15 protein-coding genes are annotated in these 21,644 nt (G+C 32.7%); 7 read left to right on the top strand and 8 right to left on the bottom strand.

From position 1 onward, the window contains the following. Positions 1–6: 6 nt before the first annotated feature. The 6 genes from ACQUQZ_RS13535 to ACQUQZ_RS13510 form a co-directional block, all read right to left on the bottom strand. A complete protein-coding gene (locus ACQUQZ_RS13535; RefSeq protein ID WP_435355531.1) occupies positions 7–1,590 on the bottom strand; it encodes an immunoglobulin domain-containing protein in 1,584 nt (527 codons plus the stop codon). 196 nt (positions 1,591–1,786) lie between these two features. After that, positions 1,787–6,601, bottom strand: a complete 4,815-nt coding sequence (locus tag ACQUQZ_RS13530; RefSeq protein WP_435355530.1) for a M43 family zinc metalloprotease — start codon at positions 6,599–6,601, stop codon at positions 1,787–1,789. Positions 6,602–6,746: 145 nt separating this feature from the next. Beyond that, the gene (locus tag ACQUQZ_RS13525; protein ID WP_435355529.1) at positions 6,747–7,562 is read right to left on the bottom strand and encodes a nuclear transport factor 2 family protein; all 816 of its coding nucleotides are present in this window, start codon (positions 7,560–7,562) and stop codon (positions 6,747–6,749) included. 44 nt (positions 7,563–7,606) lie between these two features. After that, a complete protein-coding gene (locus tag ACQUQZ_RS13520; RefSeq protein ID WP_435355528.1) occupies positions 7,607–7,990 on the bottom strand; it encodes a hypothetical protein in 384 nt (127 codons plus the stop codon). A gap of 134 nt (positions 7,991–8,124) precedes the next feature. Next, positions 8,125–8,445: a LytR/AlgR family response regulator transcription factor gene (locus ACQUQZ_RS13515; RefSeq protein WP_435355527.1), complete on the bottom strand. Its 321-nt coding sequence runs from the start codon at positions 8,443–8,445 to the stop codon at positions 8,125–8,127. Between the two features lie 53 nt (positions 8,446–8,498). Beyond that, complete coding sequence (locus ACQUQZ_RS13510; protein WP_435355526.1) at positions 8,499–8,696, bottom strand: response regulator transcription factor; 198 nt, start codon at positions 8,694–8,696, stop codon at positions 8,499–8,501. Positions 8,697–8,896: 200 nt separating this feature from the next. On the opposite strand from ACQUQZ_RS13510, the gene ACQUQZ_RS13505 reads away from it, so the two are divergent. The 3 genes from ACQUQZ_RS13505 to ACQUQZ_RS13495 are packed head-to-tail and all read left to right on the top strand — an operon-like array spanning position 8,897 to position 13,171. Continuing rightward, positions 8,897–10,732, top strand: coding sequence for a histidine kinase (locus tag ACQUQZ_RS13505; RefSeq protein ID WP_435355525.1), 1,836 nt, complete (start codon positions 8,897–8,899; stop codon positions 10,730–10,732). A 4-nt stretch (positions 10,733–10,736) separates the two neighbouring features. After that, entirely contained in the window at positions 10,737–12,554 is a 1,818-nt protein-coding gene (locus ACQUQZ_RS13500; RefSeq protein ID WP_435355524.1) for an ATP-binding protein, read from the top strand. Between the two features lie 44 nt (positions 12,555–12,598). Next, complete coding sequence (locus ACQUQZ_RS13495) at positions 12,599–13,171, top strand: Uma2 family endonuclease (RefSeq protein WP_435355523.1); 573 nt, start codon at positions 12,599–12,601, stop codon at positions 13,169–13,171. Here the strand turns inward: ACQUQZ_RS13495 and ACQUQZ_RS13490 are convergent. Both ACQUQZ_RS13490 and ACQUQZ_RS13485 read right to left on the bottom strand, forming a co-directional pair. Continuing rightward, positions 13,149–13,790, bottom strand: coding sequence for a response regulator (locus tag ACQUQZ_RS13490; protein WP_435355522.1), 642 nt, complete (start codon positions 13,788–13,790; stop codon positions 13,149–13,151). The two genes, ACQUQZ_RS13495 and ACQUQZ_RS13490, sit on opposite strands and share 23 nt — an antisense overlap. Positions 13,791–13,945: 155 nt before the next feature. Continuing rightward, complete coding sequence (locus ACQUQZ_RS13485) at positions 13,946–16,504, bottom strand: zinc-dependent metalloprotease (RefSeq protein WP_435355521.1); 2,559 nt, start codon at positions 16,502–16,504, stop codon at positions 13,946–13,948. A gap of 322 nt (positions 16,505–16,826) precedes the next feature. Between ACQUQZ_RS13485 and ACQUQZ_RS13480 the strand changes: the two genes are divergently transcribed. The 4 genes from ACQUQZ_RS13480 (at position 16,827) to ACQUQZ_RS13465 (ending at position 21,494) form a co-directional block, all read left to right on the top strand. Further along, complete coding sequence (locus ACQUQZ_RS13480) at positions 16,827–18,734, top strand: ATP-binding protein (RefSeq protein ID WP_435355520.1); 1,908 nt, start codon at positions 16,827–16,829, stop codon at positions 18,732–18,734. Positions 18,735–18,965: 231 nt separating this feature from the next. Beyond that, positions 18,966–19,490: an RNA polymerase sigma factor gene (locus ACQUQZ_RS13475; protein WP_435355519.1), complete on the top strand. Its 525-nt coding sequence runs from the start codon at positions 18,966–18,968 to the stop codon at positions 19,488–19,490. A 14-nt stretch (positions 19,491–19,504) separates the two neighbouring features. Next, a complete protein-coding gene (locus ACQUQZ_RS13470; RefSeq protein ID WP_435355518.1) occupies positions 19,505–20,410 on the top strand; it encodes a HEAT repeat domain-containing protein in 906 nt (301 codons plus the stop codon). 43 nt (positions 20,411–20,453) lie between these two features. Beyond that, positions 20,454–21,494: a DUF4097 family beta strand repeat-containing protein gene (locus ACQUQZ_RS13465; RefSeq protein ID WP_435355517.1), complete on the top strand. Its 1,041-nt coding sequence runs from the start codon at positions 20,454–20,456 to the stop codon at positions 21,492–21,494. Positions 21,495–21,644 lie beyond the last annotated feature (150 nt).

Below are 21,644 nucleotides of genomic sequence, written 5' to 3'. Positions count from 1 at the left end.
TATTTGTTAATTACAGCCTGCTATTTCAGTTTTAAAAATAGCACCGTTGTTTACTTTAAAGCCATTGTTCATCGTTATTGACTTGTTGCTGCGATAAGTAACATTTGCATTGCCCGCAATAATATTGGTTGCAGTAATGGTTTCGTTAGTTTTCTTCAAATATGTGCCCGAACTATAATTGTCGGTACTCCCCAATACTAAAGGCATGTTACAGTCAATTACATTTACTACAACATTTACCGGTTTAAAATCTATACAACCATTTGTAGTAATTGCTTTTATGTAATAAGTTCCCGAGATGGCCACTGCTGATGGATTTCCTAAAATAATAGTTCTCTCGCTATTGGTATAATAGCTTAACACAGTTCCACTTGGAAAAGTACTACCAGTAGTTATATCAGGTGATGTAATATTTACAGTATTGGGCAGCGTTACAGTAGCGGGATTTGTAATCAATAGTATTGGTTTGGGGTGTACTACAATAGCTATAGGATCGGATTTGTTGCTAACAATACATCCTTGTGAACATGTAGCTGTGAGTATAAGATTCGAATTGAATATTACATTTAATCGGCTGGAACCTGTACCACCATCACTCCAATTGATGCTATTGCTGCAACCCGTTGCTGTTAGATTAATACCCTCTCCACTATATATATTATTTTTGTTAGCTGAAATTACGGGTGGGCCGAAGGGGGTACAAGCAACAGTAACAGGAACGGGTACACGTTCAGAATTACAAGTATTTTGGCAAGCAACATAATAAGTAGTGCTTGCATTTAGCTTAGGTGTGATAAAAGTAGTCGCAGAGCTTACACTCAACAACGAAACAGGGTCTGAATACCAAGCAACTTTGAAATTATCAGGTGAACCCGTATTACAACCAGTAACTGTAAGTGTAGCTGAAGCATTACAAGCGATACTGGCAGAGCTGGCAGAGGGTATTGGTGGTTGTTTAAAAATCATTAAGTAAAATGGCCATCTGCCACTTGGATGAGGCCCAATTTTACAACTCGCATAATATTCTCGCTTATTGTTTCCACCACTGACATAATTTAAAATAGGAGTTGTGTAAGTTAAGCCTGTATGAAGCAAATTTCCCCCAATATAACTATCATACCATTGTACAACACCATTGCTACAACCATGTGAAGTAATGGTTGTGGTTTGTCCACTACATGAAGGCGTGCTTGTAAAAGTTGGGTAATGTAGCTCATTATATATACGAAAAGTTGCGTAATTTCTCAAACTTTCAATACCGCAAATTGTACATGAATTGTAAACAAGATATTCAATCCAATTATCAGGAGATGTGTCGTTATTGACTAAAGCTGGTGTAGTATAGGTTGTCCCAGTTGCTAATATGACAGTTGTCGTATTATTTGCATACCAATTTACAGTACCGTTGCAACCCGTAGCTGTTAACGAAACCGTGCTACCATTATTTATCGGTCCACCACTTGGTGAAATACTGGGTGAAATAGGCAAAGCTGTAATAGATTGAGTAGTCCTCTCATCAGTAAGCGTTTCTTGAGAAAATCCATCTTTAATCATGAAAAAGAAAATTAGAAAGTAGATAGCTTTTTTCATATATTTTTTTGTTTAATTTTGGGTAATAGGTAATGAATATTCCTTTATGAAACGCTTTATTAGCATATCAATATTCATACTGCTACTGGGTTTATCCCTTTTACAATTGGTGTACCAGTTACAATATTATTAGATTTTCAAAGTTCTATTGTCTATCATTCCTTTTATCAAGTCTCCAGTGATGTAACTAATGATTTCAATTGCATCCACCAATATTTGCCTTGAAATATTCACCACTAATTGGTCTAACTTCAAATCCTGGGTTTAAAATGATATTTTTGCCTGCCTTTATTTCTAAAGGAGGTCTGGTTGCAGCAGAGCCTTTTATTTCGATGGTTTGACTGGCTTGTTGTTTGTTTGATAAACCTGAAGGATAGCCTACTACACTTAAAAATTTCAATGACTTAGAACAAGGAAAAGTATTTGAATAATTCTTTTTATTTCCTTGTAAGTCAACTGTAAGTATTTGAATAGCAAATGTTTCGGGTACGACTGTTCCAATTGTATGAAGAGCTGAAATTGGAATAGTTACTTTATTGTTACTACCAACCCTTTGAAAAGGGATATTTGTATTATTACAAATAAAATAGGTCTTACTCCAATCAATTCCTGAAAGATTGTCGGTTAACGAAAATTGAAAATTTTGACCATCTACAAATGAAAGCGGAGGTACAACGTTAATCATTGGTGCAATAAAATCTTTTTCTAAACCAACTCCAATGGCAAAAATACCCAAACGATTAAAGTTGATAGTTTGATTAATATCACCTATTACTTCCCATTTTTTACTATTTATTGGTAGAAAAAGCACTTTTGGTATTAAAGAAGTTGATAAGCCCGCTAATTCTAATTCAGAAGTGTTGAATTGAGTATTTAGTGTGAAAAAACCATTTGGAGCACTTGTAAGATTAGAATTATTATTTCTTACATTTAGGAAAAATACATCCGTTACTATTTTAAAAGTATCCTTTAAAGTTACTGCATCTAACTGATTTTCGGGATAATAATATTTAAATAGAACTTCGTTGTTAGTATTAAATGCTGCATTTCCGCCAGGAATATTGAAAGTAAAGATACTGGGAGTCGCACTTTGATTTGTTGTAGTATTTTTTGTTCCACCTAGATATGGTTTTGCGTCTAATCCTAATCTTAATGTTGCACCATTATTGTTGTTTGATAAATAAATTCCTTGACCTCCAAGGAATATTGAAGTTTGGGATAAAAATGAGATAGCTGCATTGAGTAGGGCAATTGGTGCATTATCAACTTCGGTTTTTAAATTATTTAAAAATGTTTTAATAGGCGTTTGTTTTGGGAGTTCAAGATTTTCTTCAATTTTAGCATAATCCGTGGTTTGTAACATTTTGTTAAATTCTCTGGAATATACATAATCTTTAAAATTATGTGTATATTTATTCCATTCAGAATAGCCTAATTCAAAATCAACACCAACAACAGCCTTAATAGCAAAGTTTATTGCCTGATGATCTATTTTATTTAATATCTCTCTATCATTCTTGATTATAATTTCTTTTGAATTGAAAGTACCAGACGGCTTATCAAAAACTTTTTTTTGATAAGCCTTGATTTGAGCCACTGGATTCCCTGAGCCGGCAAGATAATTGGCCGCTAAAGATATAGGCGATGAGATGAAATTTCCGTCCTTAAAGTATTTTGATACGAAATTTAACGGTATAGTACTTATTTTTTGAATAGCATCTTTACTATAATTAATACTATTATTGTATTTTAAATTATACCCATCACTGCCTATTTTAATATCTTTTGAATTACTAAAGGAAGCTGTTGCATCTAACAAATTACCTCCATAAGAGTCTAAATGTCTGGTAACAGAAGCTGAAAATGCCTTAGGATTGGTGTTCAAAATGAATGGTAAAATATCAGGTTCACCAATTTCATTTGGTAATATACCAACTAAAACCCCTAAATTAGTGGCTATATCAGCAGATATATTTATTTCTTCATTTATTTCATTAGATTTAGTTTTCTCTAATGAAAGACTATAGTCGGTAGAAAATAAACTTGCTCCGTATTCAAAACCAATCAGATTTTTAATGTTTTCGTTTTGGAATTCTTGACTATAATTAAGTCCAATTTCAGCATTACATTCAATATTAAAGTTAAATCCCAGTTTTTCTGACTCAAAGGTCTCTGAGAAGGTTGAGAGTCTTCTAAGAAAAACACCTGCCATTAGTGTTCCAGGAGTGAGAGCCATATTCATGAGTTGGCTACCGAAGAAGAATCGATCTTGAGATTTTTGCAAATCTAATAGGTATGAATATTCTTCAATAGAAGAACCAGAAAGTGCTAATTCAATGCTTGCATCCCCACCATTTGTAATATTTATTACAGGATCTTTCATTTGCGATTTAGGACCTGCATTGCCTTCTAATTTTATACCTTGTGGAAAAGTAAAGCTTGACAACCATAAATTAGGGTTATTTTTATCAATAACAACACTTACTGTTGGCTTAAAGATATATGCTGCATTAAGACTGGCTGATTTTGCTCCAAACTTCAAACCTAAAAACTTAATTTCAGCAGACCCATATTCAACTCCAGCTTCAAGGCTTATGCCTGCACCCATTTCTTTTTGAACAGGCTCTGCTTTGTCAATAACAGAAACTTTGAAAGGATTATTCTTAAAATTATTATTTCCAATATCAATTAATTCTAGGTTTTCATCATAAGCTTCAACAAAACTGACAGTAACTTCATTTGAGCCTGCAGGTATATAATCATCTGATGAAATGGTGACATCTCCTCCGCCAACAGAAAAATTAAGGTCTATGAGTCCCTTTTCATCACTTGGTTGAGAAATTAGAAATGCATCTGGATTATTACTAATTTTGTAAATGATATAAACTCCTTCTTGGGCTTTATTTGTTGAATTATTTTTAGCGATGAAATAATGGTGTACCGTAGATTCACGAGGTACAGTATAGTGGTTTTGATTAAAATTTTCACTAATATTTAATAATTCAATTTTTTTACTATTATTTTTCACCTTTGATTTACTCCACAAAACGATACCTTGGTCTGTGGCGATTACTAATTTACCAAATGGTTTGTTTTCAACTATGTCAAGAATATTATTTGATGGTAAGCCATCAGCAGTTGTAAAAAGTTTAAAATTATTAATATCAGCTAAATCTAATCCATTAAATACAACTAAACCTTTGTTAGTACCTATATATATGTATCCATTTTCGTCAGAAGTTATACTATTATTATTGACTACTGACCCAGTAGGGAAAATATAGGGATGAGTGGTTGTATTTAAATAATACCATAAACCATCTGAAATTTGGTCATAAGGTTTTTGATGTACTAAAACACCACTATTCGATACCCCAACCCATCGTCTATCTAATATTTTTTCTTTTTGTTCGATTTCATCAAAATATTTGAACTTGTCAAAATATATGGATTTCGCTAAAAAATTACTTGGAAATGAAAAACCAATACTGGTATTATCATAAGCTTTTTTGTATGCTGCGGTTTGGCTATCATAAACTAAGATTTGATTTTTACCATAATTTCCAGATACAAAAGCCCATATTTCATTTGCGTTTCCTCCAATAGTTTGAACACTTACAGTTTGAGCTGCTAAGTCTATGCCTCCTGTTATTTTTTCAAAAGTTGGTGAAGAATCAAATACACCTAAACCAATTGCACCTGATGTGATTTCTCCACTAAAAACCTGTGACATGTTTGCCGTCCAAATTCTGGGATTTAATTGTGTCGCTGCAATATCAATAAATAAAGCCCGACAGTTTCTATTAGGTAATCCAGAGGTGGATGGAGAAAAATAAATATGACCAGTTTCTGTTGCATCAGGCAAATAATTAACTCCACCATTGATGGCTTGGGTAGCCGATGTATTTCCGTATTGTGCTATCCAAATACCATCGTTCTTATCTGCTTTTATATCATTTATATTATTGTTGGTTAAAATTGCTAATTTCTCCCAGTCATGTCCATTGAATTTGTATAATCCATTATTAGCCGTTCCTGCGTAAATGTATCCTCCTTTTCCAATTCCTACAGTTTTAAAAGTATTTGTTGTGAATATTGGCGTATTGGTAGAGTTGAATATGCAAGTGGCAATTTCATCTGTTAATGAATTAATCAATGATTTTCTATTAGGATGTTCTAATGACTTAACCATACGTTCTTTTTGTCCCTGTGTAAACAATGTTCTGGTATTGTTTAGAGACATGAAATTATTTTCAGTTAAATTCGTATATGGTCTATTGACACAGGAGTTATTGCCTATGCGAGGGGGGCCACTATAAATACTTACTAAGTCTGTATCACTTACTTCATCATCACCACAGTTTCTATACGAAGGCTCAATAATATTCTTAAATAAATCTAATAAATTAAAAAAATGTCCAAATTCATGGACAAGTACCGTTGGGTCATTAATAAAATCATTGGCAGTTATAACAATTCCATTCAATGCTGTAGCTTTATCAGAAAAATTTGTAAAAGCACCAGAATTTATTCCGTCTATTTCATTTACTACCCAAATATTAAGATATTCCCCGCCATCCCATTGTGTATTTTTTTTTAGAGAAACTTCCGAAATTCCATTACTTGTTTCAAACTGTATTCCACCATTTTTATATCTGATATTATTAGAAAAATCTACTACTTTATTTATTCCATTGGTAGTCAAACAATTAGGCGAATGCTTTGCCATTCTAAATTGTATTCCTATATTCAAATGATTTCCTGAAGAAGTACCATTAAAAATACTGTTTAATCCCGCTATTTTAGCAATGATATCAGCTTCCGTTGGGAAAATTTCATTTGGCTGCCCTGATTCAACTACATGTACCACCACAGGTATATAAACAGTAGATTCGGTTATAGTTATTCTTGCAGAACCACTAGCTTTATTTTCAAAATAATCTGCTTTTATTTTTAAAATCGGCATATTTATTTGCTCATTATTAAAGTAGTTATCATCGTTGTTTTTCATTTGAGTGAATGATTCCACCTGAGCAAATGAGTGGTTTATCATTAAAGACAATAGGATGATTACAATATTCTTCATGATTTTGCAAAATATTTGACGTTTTGAATTATTAGTTTTGATATTTCTATTTTTACAATCACTGTTTTTCTTACTTCATTGCTTGTTCGCCAACATACACAAGTTTCCAATCTCCATTGATGCGTTCTAAGATTCGTGTTTCACGGTCAGTTTGTAAGATTTTTCCATTGGCGTTGACCTTTTGCGTGTAAGTGGCCCAAGCCATGTCTTTGTTTATTCTGATATCTATATCATCTCGCTCAATTTTAAAATCTTGCTTTTTGAGATTTGGGACTACTAAGTTTTGTAGTTTGGCCATGCTTTCGCCAGTGGCATAAGGCTGACCTAAGAATTGGACTAAATACTGGCTTGCGTGTTCGTTAGTCTTTTTATCAGCCCAATAGCTCAATAGCTTTTTGCCATCACCATCAAGATAGGCTTGTGTTTCACCTTCAATCACTTTCTTGATAGCCGCTACTTCTTGTTCTTTATTGGCAAAATCGGTGTGCTGTGCCGATATTATTTTCCAAGCACCAGCATCATAAACATAGATATACGTAAACATACCCTTATATTTACTGACCTTAGCTGGGTTGCTGATAGCAAACCACTCATGCTCAATTTTGCCAGTAACACTCGCTGTTTGATTTACTTGTGTAATTTTTACATCGGTCAGATTTCTTACTGTTTCTTTGTTGTAAGTATAATTGGCCAACAATTCATTATAACCCACTCTGCTACCGTTGCCACTGATAAAAGTGAAATCTTTGTGGGTATATTGTTTGACGGTTTCGACAGGATTTTCTTTTAATTTTTTGTCATATTCTTCCAATTGTGCTTTAGTAAGTGTTGCTTGTGCAAAAATTAAACTTGGCAGAAATGCGAATAGTGTAATTAAAGTTTTCATTGTTTTGGTAGATTAAAGTTTAATAGTTTTTTAAATTTTTAAGACTAGTTTTCTTTTGTTTTAAATACAAAATATAAACTTATCAAACCCACCAAAAACCTAAAACTCATATCGATCCAGAAAAAGGTATTGCTCGGAAGATTTACTATATACACATCATAACAACCCTTCAAAAAACTGCCAACTGTAGTAATTGAGGTGGTAAGTAGAATGGCTTGAGTAACTTTTGAATGTTCATTACGTAACAAAAAAGAAAGCAAGCCCATTGTAATATTGCTAATCCCCACATATTGGATAATAGAAATATGGTAATGATCAATTGGCTTAACTCCATAATTTATTAATGAACTGCCTGAATTGAAGAGCATCATACAGCCAGTAAGAATGCCATAAATGGCAAGAAATAGTAAGAAATTGGAAGTTTTCATTTTTTTAATTAGGGTTATTTTTTGAAGAAAAACATTGACTTTATCTATCGTATAAGGGCTATTAATACTGAGACAAATGTTATAATATTTATAAGTAAGCTTACAAAATCCGATTTAACGGTAGAAGTTTCGATTTATCGGTCATTTAAAAGTGATTTTTTCAAGCCATTTACTTTTCGCCTTGAAACCATCACCTTTTTATTGTTAGTCATTTGTAATTGCTTATGTGGCTCTAAAAAATGTTCCACAAATTCAAGGTTAACCATAAAAGATTTATGAGTACGGTAGAAGTTAAAAGGCTCAAAGCGTGCTTGAAGGCTTTTGAGTGGCGTGGCAACAATAAATTTTTCTCCATCTTTGAAATGGATAACTGTATAATTAATATCTGCTTGAAGAAGCATGATTTCATTGGGTTTTACCCAACGAAATCCACCAATCGGAATAGTGTTTTCCATAGCAAGAGTTGTTTTAGGTTCTTAATTTATCTTTCACCTTTGATCATAAACAATTAAACTTTTATCCAGCCATTCTTCAACGCTTCTTTTACCAAGCCTACTACTGATTGTACACCGAGCTTGCGGAACATATTACGGCGGTGACTTTCTACTGTTGGAATGCTTATACATAAAGTGTGGGCTATTTGTTCGGTTGTGAGTTCATTGGCTATTAGCTCCAATATTTGATGTTCTCGCTTTGTCAGTGCCATTGCCATTTTGTGGGTTTGATTTGCCTTACAAAGTTGTAGTTTATTGAAATGATATATAGTAAGGGTTTACCATGAAATTTAGTAGTGGTAAACCATGATTTTTTACTCATGGTTTACCATGATATTTGGAGTTGGGGCTTGGAAATGTGATGGCTTTTGTAGAAATTTCAAGAATTAGTTGTTAACAATTCTTTTAAACTATGAAAAATAAGTACTGGTTTTTGTTAGTTCTAATGGTTTTGCTTAGAAATATTGTTTATGGTCAGGAAATTCTGATTATGCAATTGGAACAAGCAAGACAAATAAACAATATTATTAAAAGAGATAGTGCAATAGTGGAAGCGTTTCACGCTTTAACTCAGTGTGCTTCATTTGAAAATGAAAGATGGAGAGACTCCATAAAATTCTATTGTAATATTAAACAGAACGCAATCGCTTGTTTATTAAATAATATTAGAGAAGCAGATAAGGGTGTCAATTCTTCAAATGGTAAAAAAAGTATCGAAAGTCTGTTGATTATCGAAAAAGAGTTGGAAAAGAGAGGATATTTTGCACAATCTGCCTACGCATTCATGAGAATTGGTACGATTTATAACTATACAATGCCAAATCCGAATGATAAAATAATTGCCTTAGAATACTACCAAAAAGCACTATCGTTGGCAATTAAATCAAAATCACAATTTGAATTAGCTCGTGCTTACGACTATCTGGGTGAATATTTTTTATCTTTTCGAGATTATGATAAGGCTATTTATTATTTGGAGATAGCTGAAAAGTTGCAACTAAAGTCTAATTTTAAAGTAATTCTACCAACCATTTACTCCAGCCTTGCAGCTTGTTTTCTAATTAAAAAACAGATAAAAAAAGCTGAAAGCTTCTACGATAAAATTCCAATATTGTTTGAAAACGAAGCTGCTTTTTTAGCACCAAGCTATAAAAGTTATGTTCTACAAATCTTTTTTAAATCGGCAGCCAAATTCTTCCTTGATGAGAAAGAATTTGAAACATCATTGAACTATTGTTTTAAAGGTTTGAAACTACTTGATAAAGTTCGTTTACATGATGGTTACAGAAATGATACTGAAAACTATAGATTAGAATTCATTGAAATTATTCAAAAATGTTATGTCAAAAAGAAAGATTTTGAAAAGGCATATTTTTATCTGCACGAATACAAAGAATCGAAAGATAAATTAAATGATGTTGTACATGAAAAAGCTATAACTGAGTTCAATATCAAATATCAAACTGACAAAAGTAAACTAAAAATTACAGCTTTGGAGAATGAGAAATTAAAAAATGATGTAGAAAAACAGTCGACTATAAAGTATTTTGGTTCTGCACTTATTGCTCTTCTTTTATTAGTAATCAGCATTTCTTTTTATTCAAATTTTAGATTAAGACAAAAAAACAAAGAAATTTCTCACGCTCTTCTCAAAGGCCAAACCATTGAACGCCAAAGAGTAGCCGCCGATTTGCACGATAATCTTGGCTCAACACTCTCAGCACTTTGGCTGAATGTCGATATGATTGATAAATCAAAAATGAATGCTGAGGAACGAGAAATTCATCAAAACCTCAGAGAGAACCTCGAAAAGGCTTATAATGATGTGCGTTTACTCTCACATAATCTACTTCCCGAAGAATTTGAGAAACATGGTTTAACTACCATTCTACAAGGGTTTGTACGGAAAATGAATAAAAATTCAACAATAAAGTTTAATTTAAAAATAGACGAAGACTTTGGCAGAGTAGATAATAAAATTGAGTTTGAATTATACAGTATTTGCCTCGAATTAGTCAATAATATAATGAAACACTCAAAAGCAAGTGAAGCAAAAATTGAACTTTCTCGCAATGAAAAGCAAATAAAACTGATGGTTTCTGATAACGGAATAGGCACTTTTAAGAATGAAAGCGATGGTAAAGGAATGAAAAATGTAAAGGCAAGAGTTGACAGTCTTAATGGTGACCTAGAAATAGAAAGTAATAACAATATAGGTACTAAAACTACAATAATAATAAAAATTTAACACCATGATTTTAAGAATTAAATTTTTGATGCTTTCATTATTTATTACTGTGAGTGCTTTATGTCAGAATAAAGACGAAAAAAAGTATATTTTGTATAAAGCGAAGTTTGACTCTCTTAGCAAATTACCACAGAGTTTTGGCAATGATACGCTCAGACTTATGGCGTTAGACTCAATTATGGAGTCGTCAGTCAAAATGAAATCAAAAGATTTGTATGATGTTTATAAAAAGATAGCTTACGAATCAAAATGGAAAAAAGGAATTGCACGATATAAGGTTTTTTATGCAAACTCGGATTTGTTTCACAGAAATGTACCCGAAGCTACTAGGCTATTCATAGAAGCTGATAGAGAATTGGAAGCAATTGGCGATTACCAAATGCAAATTTATGCACTGATGCGGCTTTCTATGCTAATAACCCACAAATCAGATAGCCTTTCGGCACAAAAATATATAAATAAAGCCATTTTAATTGCAAAAAATCATAACGACCAAAAATGGCTCATCAAAACTTTAAACTATAAGGCAAACACTTTTGTGTTTAGGAATAGACTTGATTTGGCTTTGCCAATCTTTGAAGAAATTGAAAAATTTAAAGATTTACCCTTATATGAAAGAATCATCAATGACTTAAATTTAGGGACATGCTATATGTACACAAATAGAGTAGAAAAAGGAATGAGGTATCAGCTAAATGCCCTTAAAATGATTCCTAAAAACGAGTTAATTGGTTTACAGCAAGATGTAAGATTTGAAATAATTAATTTTTATCTAAATAATAAAGATTTTAAATCTGCAAAAAAATACTATTTGCAATTAACGAATTTTTATAATGAATATAAACCTTATATCGAAATCTCAAAAAGATATTATGAGTTTGGTTACAAAATTGAAAAAGGTCTGAAAAACTTGTCGTTAGCACTTTTTTACCTAGAACAAAAAAGTATTTATCAAGATTCTGTTGCGATAGAAGCAAAAACGAATACAGAAGAAGGGTTAAAGTCACAACTTGAATTAAATGAACAAAAAGTTAAAAGTCAGCAGGTTGAATTAAGTAAGTTAAAAACTGAGCAATCTAAACAATCGCAGCTTAGATGGTTTTTGGTTCTTTTAAGTGTAATAGGTGTAATAGTCAGTGTTTATATTTTAAAAACAAACCGCACGCTCAAAAAAAATAATCAAGATCTAATCAGTAAAAACAAAGAAATTTCGGAGGCACTTTTGAAAGGTCAAACCATCGAACGCCAGCGAGTGGCCCTCGACTTACATGATAATCTGGGCAGTACACTTTCAGCACTTTGGCTGAATGTTGATATGATAGACAAATCAAAGATGAATGATGAAGAAAAGGAAATTCATCAAAATTTAAGAGAAAACCTTGAAAAAGCCTATAATGATGTACGTTTATTGTCACATAATCTTCTTCCTGAAGAATTTGAAAAACAAGGGCTTGTGCCAACACTACAAGGTTTTGTGAGAAAAATCAGCAAGAACGCCAAGATTCATTTCGACTTGCATATTGCAGAGGACTTTGGCAGAGTAGATAATAAAATTGAGTTTGAACTATATAGTATTTGCCTCGAATTAGTCAATAATATCATCAAACACTCAAAAGCTACTGAAGCAAAAATATCACTTTCTCGTACCGAAAAACAAATAGAATTGATAGTTTCTGATAATGGAATCGGTACTTTTAAGAATGAAAGTGATGGCAAAGGTATGAAAAATATAAAAGCCAGAGTGGAGTCTCTAAATGGTGTTTGGAATTTGCAAAATATTGAAAATCAAGGAGTTATCAATGAGGTTTTGATTCCTGTTTGATGTTTAAGAACAATTATTTATATTTGACCTAAAATAGTAAAAGTATGAGAACGGCAAATGAAATATTGGCATTACCAAGAACTTTAGAGGAATTCCAAAATTGGGAGCCAGAAGATGGCTTTAAATATGAATGGAATGATGGAGAAATAATACAATTTAAAGGAATGGACAAAAAACAATTTTATATTTTTGCAAATTTGAATAATTTTTTCATTAAAAAAGGATTTTGGAAAAAAGGGACTTTGGTTTCTGAATATGATACAAAACTTTCTGGAATTCAGATGAGAAGACCAGATATTGCTTACTTCACTCAACAACAAGTTGAAAATACTGCTGTTGGCGAAGACGAAATTCCAGAATTTGTTATCGAAATTATTTCTAAAAGTGATAATCCCTATAAAATTGAAGAAAAAATAACAGAATATTTTAAAGCTGGTGTAAAAGTTGTTTGGAGTGTTTTCCCAGACCCTAAATTAGTTTATATCTATACTTCACGTAAGCAAGTGCAAGTTTGTATGGATGACGATATTTGTTCTGCAAAACCTGTTCTGCCTGCATTTGAAATAAGTGTCAATGATATTTTTGCATTGAAAACTACTCCACCAAGCCATGCTTAATGGCAAATTTTACCATTCCAATCGCACTTTTGACATTGAGTTTTTTCATCAGATTGGCTCGATGTGTTTCAACGGTTGAAATACTGATAAAAAGCATTTCGGCAATTTCTGCCGTTGATTTTTCTTGAGTGATTAGTTTTAAAATTTCAATTTCTCTCCCTGTCAAATGCTCTATTGTTTCGGGACGTGCATCATTAAAATCTTCATCGGCTGTGGCTGCAAGTTCATCAATCACAGCTTCACTATAATATTTTTTGCCACTCATTAATTTCAAAATGGCATTTTCTAATTCATCTTTTCCAGTTTTCTTTAAAACATAACCATGGACACCAGCTCGCAATGCTTCTCGAATATGTAGAGCATCTTCAGCCATTGTCAATAATAAAATTTTTACTTTTGGGTGTGTTTTTCGGAGCTGTAAAGTGAGATCAATACCACTTACATAAGGCATGTGTAAATCAGAAACCAGTATGTCAACATCTTGATTATCAAGAAATTGACCTGCTCTTCTGCTATCATTTAAAACACCTACAACTTCTACATTTTCGATTGATTTGAAGAGTAAACGCAAACTATCGAGTAATACTTGATGGTCGTCAATAAGCAAAAGTTTAATCATGAGCGGTGAATCATTTTTGGGCGTTTTTCAAAAGCTCAAATATATGCCTTTTCATGAAATATGCTAAGGAAAACTTATTTAATGGTAGGGGTGATTTTAAAACCACAAAAAAAGCGAGACTTTCGCCTCGCTTTTTGATTTCATAAAAACTGTGGTTATTTATTTGGATTCAAAGCAATTTCAATGCGTTGCAATACATCTTGTAAGTGATATTTGCTCATTTTATCAGTTGTCAAAGGCAATGCTGCTTTGATTTCTCCTTTTAAAGATTCCAAATGGGCTCTTGCAATTGAAGGCAAATCCGTTTTTTTCAAGTCAACCATACGGCTATCAAAACCATAAGTTGCACCTTGTGGAATATATGAGCTTACCGCTGTTCCAGGATTAAGTAAAGATGTTACTTTTTCAACAAAAACTTTTTGTAAGTTACGACGATAGATGTCAATCGTTTTCTTAGATTTTAATTCTGACCAGATACCACTGCGTAAATCTGTCATTAATTCATCTAAGTTATAATTTGAGGCACTTGCCGAGCCAGTTTCCATTAGTCGAACTGCTCTATCTCCTGCCAAAAGGCTATTCAATGTTGATTCTTGAATCGCTTTGATTGCCTCAACACCTTGCTCTGGATTGATTTTGCCTAAAATATTTTTGTCTAACAACCAGTTTGGTGTATCAAAAACTTGACGATTTAAGAAGTTTACTGCATCTTTTTGAGTGGCTTTTGGTACAACTTCATACACACTGCCTTCCATGTCATACGTTTTAGGAGTGTCATAAATTCCACCAACATTTTTAGTAACATGACCAATATAACGACGGTATTGCCCTGAAACGTTGGCATATAATTCAGCTAATTCTTTATAAGATTCTCCATTTTCTTTGCTCCATTCTGGCAAATTTGGTAATATTTTTTGCAAATTTTTAATACCATATTCTGAGGCACGCATCGCATTGTCACTCAAATCTTCTGTTTGGTAGCGTGGGTCGAAAGGACTGATTTCGGTACCAAAACGCTTACGTGGATCTTTTACAGCTTCTTTTGTCAATTCATTCAAAATAGCTTTTTCTTCTGTTGCACTTTTGGCATCTGGGAAATATTTGTAAGCCCACTGAATCGCCCAAACATCGTAGTCGCCAATGCGAGGGAAGAAATCAGTTATTCCATCTTCTGGTTGTGCAACATAGTTAAAACGTGCATAGTCCATGATTGAAGAGGTATGGCCATTTTTCGCTACCCAAGCTTTGTCTCGTAGTTTTTCAACTGGTGTTGCTGAGCTTGCACCCATGTTATGACGCAAACCTATGGTATGTCCAACTTCATGAGAAGAAACAAAACGAATCAATTGTCCCATTAATTCATCATCAAAGTTTTTCTTTCTTGCACGGGGGTCAGATGCTGCTGTTTGAATCATGTACCAGTTACGCAACAAACGCATTACATTATGATACCAACCAATATGACTTTCTAAAATTTCTCCACTTCGGGGGTCATGTACATTTGGTCCATAAGCATTCTGAATATCGGCTGCAAAATATCTGATGGCTGAAAAACGAGCATCTTCTAAGCTTATACTATCTTTTTCAGTGACATATTCGCCTCTGATGGCATTTTTCCATCCTGCTTTTTCAAATGCAACTTGCCAATCATCTACCCCTGCTTTTAAGTATTTTTGCCATTTTTGAGGCGTAGCAGGGTCGATATAATAAACAATTGGTTTTTTAGGTTCAATTAATTCACCTCGTTTTTGACGTTCGGCATCTGCTTGGTTTTTTGGCTCAAGTTTCCATCTTACTGCAAAGACTTCATTGTCTGATTTTTGAGATTCTTCACCAAAGCTTGAATATTGATTGGCAAAATAACCTACACGTGGGTCGAAATAACGTTTACGCATGGGCGTTTTTGGAAGAATCACAAATGAAGTATTAAACTCCATTGTTACAACGCCTGCATCACGAGAAGCTGGTAAATATTGCCCGATTTGTGGCATTGGTGAAAGTGAAACGGCTGGAGGAATAACACTGAAAGTTTTGGTTGTACGAACTTCAGTATTGATTGGATAAGAACGGATATGCTGAATAAACGAACGGTCAGCTTGTAACATCGCTATCTTTAACAATTGCTTTCTAACTGGGTCAAGAGAAAAAACTTGATTATCACCTTTAAAGAAATCAGTTACTTCAATCACTGAAGAAGTATCTTTTCTAAATGCTTTGATGTCAAAAACGCCAATAATTGGGTCTGCACTTGAGTTTTTTACTGATTGGAAAATAGGTTTTGTGCTATCGCCACTGGCAATAACCAAAGTGATTGAACGTAAAAATAATTTATTATCAGGCCCTTTTTCCCATTTTACGACTTGGCTATTTACTTCTTCACCACCAAAAATGCCACCACCTGCAGCTGTTTTTGAAAAACGAGTAACTGACATGATCTCACGACCAATGATTGAGTCGGCTAATTCAAAGAAATATTTCTCTTCAATTTTGTGAACTGTCATTAGGCCTTTACTCGTCTTGGCCTTGTCAGTAATTACTTCTTTATATGGTTTAGGGCCAGTTTTTGGAGTTTCTGGCGGTTTTGGAGCGGCAACAGGAGTTGGTGTAGCAGGTTTAACTTCCTCTGGCTTTTTATCGTCTTTCTTTTGGGAAAATGCTCCAAAAGAGCTTATCAAAGCAAGTGAACATAAAAAAGTAATTTTTATTAATTTCATAATGTAGGTTTTATTTGTTTGAAGAATATTATTTGTAAAACTACTCAAATTCAGTTAATGTTTGAATGCTGATTTGATAAAAGGTAAGTTAATTTAGACTAAAGCACAAATTTCGTAGAAATGCATGTTTTACTACTCACCTAAATTGGGTGAAATCTCTGACAGAGAGTTTTTATTATTAGCACTATGAGTAACGTAAAATGAAGCATTTATCTTTTACAAAAAATACTTTGTCATTAATTTATTGATGAAGTGTTTATTTGTTTTTCATAAAATTATTAATTTTATCTTATTTATGGACATTCTAACCATATAAAAACCTATGAAAACTATAAACCTTCTACTCTTTTTAAGCCTTTTTGGCACTTTAGCTATTGCTCAAGAAAAATCATATAAACAAGTACGTGACTATCAAATTAGCTCAAATATTGATAGCCTTCAGAAAATTGTTGAGCATAGAAAAAGTAAAAAAGAAAACTACCTTCATCTACTCATCAATTTGGAATGGAGCAGATATTATTATTCCAATGATTTTGGAAAAGATGTAGAAACTATCCAAACCATAGCTTTAAAAAAGAAAGATTCATTAGGACAGGCTATGTTTTATTATCTTAAAGCTTTATTAAATTACTATAACAACAATAAAATATGTTTTGAAAATGGCTTGAAGGCTCATAGATATTTTGAAGCACACAAAGATTCATTAGGAATGGTTGTTGCCAATCATCTAATCATTGGATCAGCACATTATCCTCAAGTAAGTCATGAAAATAGAAAAAAGAGTGTGTTCGATAGACTTGAAAAAACTTTAAAATATTATAGTCATATCAGTGATGTAAGAACTAAGCTACTTATTATCAATTCGATGCTTCAATTTGGCCATTATGTTGATAAAAGCCCAAAAGAACAGTTAGTGTATTTTAAAACTGCTTTAAAATTGTTGAAAAACCACTCCGAATATAATTACATAAAACCCAGTATTTTTACAGGAGCTGCCAATGCTTATTTTCGACTTAAAGAGGGTAAAAAGGAAGATAATTATAAAAAAGTACAATGGTGTTACCTCATGGCTTATCAAAGTTCGCCTTCTAAACCCTTTAAAAGAACCTTAAGTCTATTGTATAATTTGGGTGTAGGCTATTCTTATATCAAAGAGTTCAAGAAGGCAGCATTCTATTATAAAAAAGGGATAGAAATCTACAATAAATTAAATATCAATAAACCTGAATTGATTGATAGCTATTATGCAAATCTTGCAGCTATACAATATGATCAAAAAGATTATCAAAAAGCATATCAATCTTTAGAAAAAGAAATGAGGATAAGAAGCATTTTGGATAGCACAAGAACAGTTACACAATTTCAAGAACTCCAAACTAAATATGAAACTCAGCAAAAAGAGTTACTTATAAAAAAACTTGAACTCGAAAAGCAATCAATCAACAAAAGAGCTCAAATAATTATAACGCTATTAATTATTACCATTTTAATTGTTCTGGTTGTTAGCTTTTTGGCCATTAAAATTCGTTCTACCAACAAAAAACTTAAAGAATTAACGCAAAGCCGAGATAAATTATTTACCATTATCTCTCATGATTTACGAAGCCCTTTGAATTCATATCAGCGGTATTCAGAAATTGTTGGGTATCTAGTTAATACTAAACAATACGCAAGGCTTAAAGAAGTATTGAAAAAAATAGATGTAGTAGGCTTAAATTTGGCTTCATTGCTCAATAATCTTTTGGAATGGAGTATTATTCAACAAAAGCAAATACATTTAAAGCCTACACTCATTCAGACTACAACATTCTTTTCAAATATTTTGCCAATTTACCGAGATATGGCCTTAATAAAGCATTTAAATATCAAGGAAGAAATTCAAGATATTACTATCAAAACAGATATGCACGTTTTATCGTTGATTACTCGTAATTTGCTTGATAATGCCATCAAATATACTTCTGAAGGAAAAGAAATATTTATCAAAGCAGCTTTGGAAGTAAATACTTTCGTGCTGATTATCAGTAATCAGGGAGATTCGATGACTGAAAGCCAAATTGAGAAGATAGATCGTTTATTTAACAAAGGGTATAGTTTTGATTTTGGTGAAGAAGGAATAGGAACAGGCTTGATTCTGATAAAAGAATTTGCCAAAACAAATGATATTAAGATTGTATTTGATCATACTCAAGAAAATCTAACGACTTTTCAAGTCATAATTGCCACCTAAATTTAACGAATTACTTTAAAATTTGGAGAGCTACAAGTTTTATCTTAATTATAAGTAAATACTCATCTTTTTAAGAAAGGGTGAGTAGCTTTTGTCCTTATAAATGGTTCAAAAATCATAAGCCTTGAAAATTTGTTTCGAATAGATTTTTATTTTTTTTATGAATTTTTGTAACCTTTTCAACTTCTTCCAGTAAGCATATTCAGAAACCTTCAACCAAGCTATGCTTTTATGACAGATGAGTCCGCAATGAATTTTGTTGTGAATGGGGATTTAGATAAAGCCGCAATTTTGTATGAACGCTACAAAAGGCCTTTATTTAACTTCTACCTACGGTTTGGTGTAGAGCGAGATTTAAGTCAAGATTTGACGCAGCAAGTTTTTTATCGACTGCTTCATTATCGCCATACTTTTCGAGAAGGTTATGAATTTCGAACGTGGATTTACCGCATCGCAAGAAATATTTATCATGACCATTTAAAAGATAATTCACTAAAAAACAGTCAATTAACCGAAAATTTAGAGATTTATGAAGAGGAAAATTACGATGATGAACAATATAATTTAGTACAATTGGCTTTACAGAAACTTCCTGATGAATACCGTGAAGTATTACAATTGAGTCGCTATGAAGAACTGAAATATGAACAGATTTCTGAGGTACTTAATGTATCAGTTTCGGTGGTCAAAGTAAGAGTGCATCGAGCAATCAAAAAGTTGAGAGAAATATATTTGAGTCTTGATTTAGTTGAATAAATGAATTAAAGGACATGAGAAAAATAAAAGAGGAATTATTAGCTGATTTTCTTGAAAACAGGCTTTCACCTGAAGATTATAAGACATTAGAAACTGTTTTTGACGAAAATGAAGGAACAAAGCAAGAGTTTGAAGAAGCTAAGACCATCTATTTTTCAATAAATAAGCCACCTGAAAAAGATTTTGATTCAGAGGCAGATAGTGTATTTTATAACTTTTTATTGCAAGAAAAAAGTAAATTGGCTCCTAAAAATAAGACCTTTAAGTTTTATGAATATGCTTATTTTAAATATGCGGCTGCTGTTGTTGGTTTACTATTAATGTTTTTTATTGGAAGACAATCGGTTGATAAACAAGTGCTTACAGCTACAAATCAGGCTCCAAAAATTATTGAAACAATTGTAGAAGTGCCCATTGTGAGGGTTGATACACAATATATTGTTCAAAAACAGCAATTAGTATCCAATAAACAAGTAGAACCTAATGTGTTGAATGAAATTGGCAACTTGAAGAAGGAAATGCAAGCAACCAAAGATCTATTGATACTTTCGATGCTTAAAAGAGAGTCAGCTTCCGAACGCATTCAGGCTGTAAATTATAGTTATGATTTACAAAAACCTGACGATGAAGTGCTAAAAGCACTCATATATACACTTGATTACGATAGAAACATTAATGTCCGCATCGCTGCTGCTGATGCCATTGGTCGCTTTGGTTATGATGAAAATGTTCGTAATGCTCTCGTGAAATCTTTGTTGAAGCAACAAGAACCAACCTTACAAATTTCAATTATTGAATTACTAACCAAACTCAACGAAAGACGTGCTTTACCTGCTTTTCGATTGTTGGTTGAAGATGAAAGTATATCTGCATTTGTAAGACAAAAAGCAGAAGAAGGATCAAAATTATTAAGTTTATAAAATGTTGACTATAAGTTATGTATATTATTAAATTCTAAAAATTATGAAAAATTTATTAAAAATTGTATTCCTATTAATACTAAGCAAATCGGTGTTTGCACAATTAAAAACCAATACTTATAAAGTGAATTTTAGTGGTAATGACAAACGAATTGTTATTATGAGTGCCAATATGGGCTTAGAGATCGTAGGCACAACTGGCAATGAAGTTATCATTGAAGCACTCGAAGATAAACGAGAACTTCCAGCAGAAGCTGAAGGACTAAAAATTGTTTCACCAGGTGGGGGGATTGATAATACGGGTGTTGGGGCAAATGTAATTGTAGAAGGAGCAATCATGAAAATTAAGATACCGAAAAGCAAATATTATGGCAATTATAGCATAAAAATTCCAAAAGATGTAAGCATTAGTGTGCGTGAAAATGGCAATGCTTATGGGAAATGGCAGATTTCAGGCATGAAAGGTGAAGTGGAAGTTCAAACTTCATATTCTACCTTAACAATAAATAATGTCAGTGGTCCAATTGTAGCAAGAGGTGGATATGGTAAAATTTATGTGGTCTATGACCAACTTAATCAAAGCAAGCCTAATTCTATTTCGGCAAGTGGAGCAGTAGATATCACCTTGCCAAGCGATACAAAAGCGAATTTGAATATTAAAGCAACTTATGCCGATTTATTCACTGATTTCGATATTCAGCCAATGAAAAAAGAAGAAAAAACTGAAACCAAAGAAAATGTTAAAGTTTCTACTTTAGCAAACGGTCAAACGGTTTTTGTTAAAGATGGAGTATCTTATAATAAATGGGGGGAGAAAATAGCAGCTATTGACACAAAAGGAGAGAAAGGTGAAAAAGGAGAGAAAGGTGAAAAAGATTTTCCTGCTATTGCAACTGCGAAATCGCCAGCTTATATTGTTGCAGAAGATATGGCTCGAAAGAAAACTTGGACATTGGCAGGTTCAAGCCTAAATTCTGATGATTGTGATTGTTCAAACGAAACCACAGGGACAATCAATGGCGGAGGTGTAAGTCTAACAATAAGGTCAGATCACGGGAATATTTATTTGCGAAAGAAAAAGTAAACACAAATTATGAAAAAGCGATAAAAAGTCCTCCTATTCAGCAATGGATAGGAGGCAAATTTAATGACATCAAAATCATATACGTTTAGTTTAGGTTTATGATAGGGCGAGGCCAATGCTTTGCTCTTTATCTGTTAGTAAAACGGAGTT

The sequence above is a fragment of the Emticicia sp. SJ17W-69 genome (genome assembly GCF_051209875.1).
Classification (GTDB): domain Bacteria; phylum Bacteroidota; class Bacteroidia; order Cytophagales; family Spirosomataceae; genus Emticicia.
Note: the sequence above shows the minus strand (reverse complement) of the source record. Positions and strands in the feature narration are given on the sequence as shown.

What these genes read in the sequence shown, in the direction of transcription:
- ACQUQZ_RS13535 (WP_435355531.1), bottom strand. Translation starts at nt 1,590, where the DNA reads ATGAAAAAAGCTATCTACTTTCTAATTTTCTTTTTCATGATTAAAGAT.
- ACQUQZ_RS13530 (WP_435355530.1), bottom strand. Translation starts at nt 6,601, where the DNA reads ATGAAAAACAACGATGATAACTACTTTAATAATGAGCAAATAAATATG.
- ACQUQZ_RS13525 (WP_435355529.1), bottom strand. Translation starts at nt 7,562, where the DNA reads ATGAAAACTTTAATTACACTATTCGCATTTCTGCCAAGTTTAATTTTT.
- ACQUQZ_RS13520 (WP_435355528.1), bottom strand. Translation starts at nt 7,990, where the DNA reads ATGAAAACTTCCAATTTCTTACTATTTCTTGCCATTTATGGCATTCTT.
- ACQUQZ_RS13515 (WP_435355527.1), bottom strand. Translation starts at nt 8,445, where the DNA reads ATGGAAAACACTATTCCGATTGGTGGATTTCGTTGGGTAAAACCCAAT.
- ACQUQZ_RS13510 (WP_435355526.1), bottom strand. Translation starts at nt 8,696, where the DNA reads ATGGCACTGACAAAGCGAGAACATCAAATATTGGAGCTAATAGCCAAT.
- ACQUQZ_RS13505 (WP_435355525.1), top strand. Translation starts at nt 8,897, where the DNA reads ATGAAAAATAAGTACTGGTTTTTGTTAGTTCTAATGGTTTTGCTTAGA.
- ACQUQZ_RS13500 (WP_435355524.1), top strand. Translation starts at nt 10,737, where the DNA reads ATGATTTTAAGAATTAAATTTTTGATGCTTTCATTATTTATTACTGTG.
- ACQUQZ_RS13495 (WP_435355523.1), top strand. Translation starts at nt 12,599, where the DNA reads ATGAGAACGGCAAATGAAATATTGGCATTACCAAGAACTTTAGAGGAA.
- ACQUQZ_RS13490 (WP_435355522.1), bottom strand. Translation starts at nt 13,790, where the DNA reads ATGATTAAACTTTTGCTTATTGACGACCATCAAGTATTACTCGATAGT.
- ACQUQZ_RS13485 (WP_435355521.1), bottom strand. Translation starts at nt 16,504, where the DNA reads ATGAAATTAATAAAAATTACTTTTTTATGTTCACTTGCTTTGATAAGC.
- ACQUQZ_RS13480 (WP_435355520.1), top strand. Translation starts at nt 16,827, where the DNA reads ATGAAAACTATAAACCTTCTACTCTTTTTAAGCCTTTTTGGCACTTTA.
- ACQUQZ_RS13475 (WP_435355519.1), top strand. Translation starts at nt 18,966, where the DNA reads ATGACAGATGAGTCCGCAATGAATTTTGTTGTGAATGGGGATTTAGAT.
- ACQUQZ_RS13470 (WP_435355518.1), top strand. Translation starts at nt 19,505, where the DNA reads ATGAGAAAAATAAAAGAGGAATTATTAGCTGATTTTCTTGAAAACAGG.
- ACQUQZ_RS13465 (WP_435355517.1), top strand. Translation starts at nt 20,454, where the DNA reads ATGAAAAATTTATTAAAAATTGTATTCCTATTAATACTAAGCAAATCG.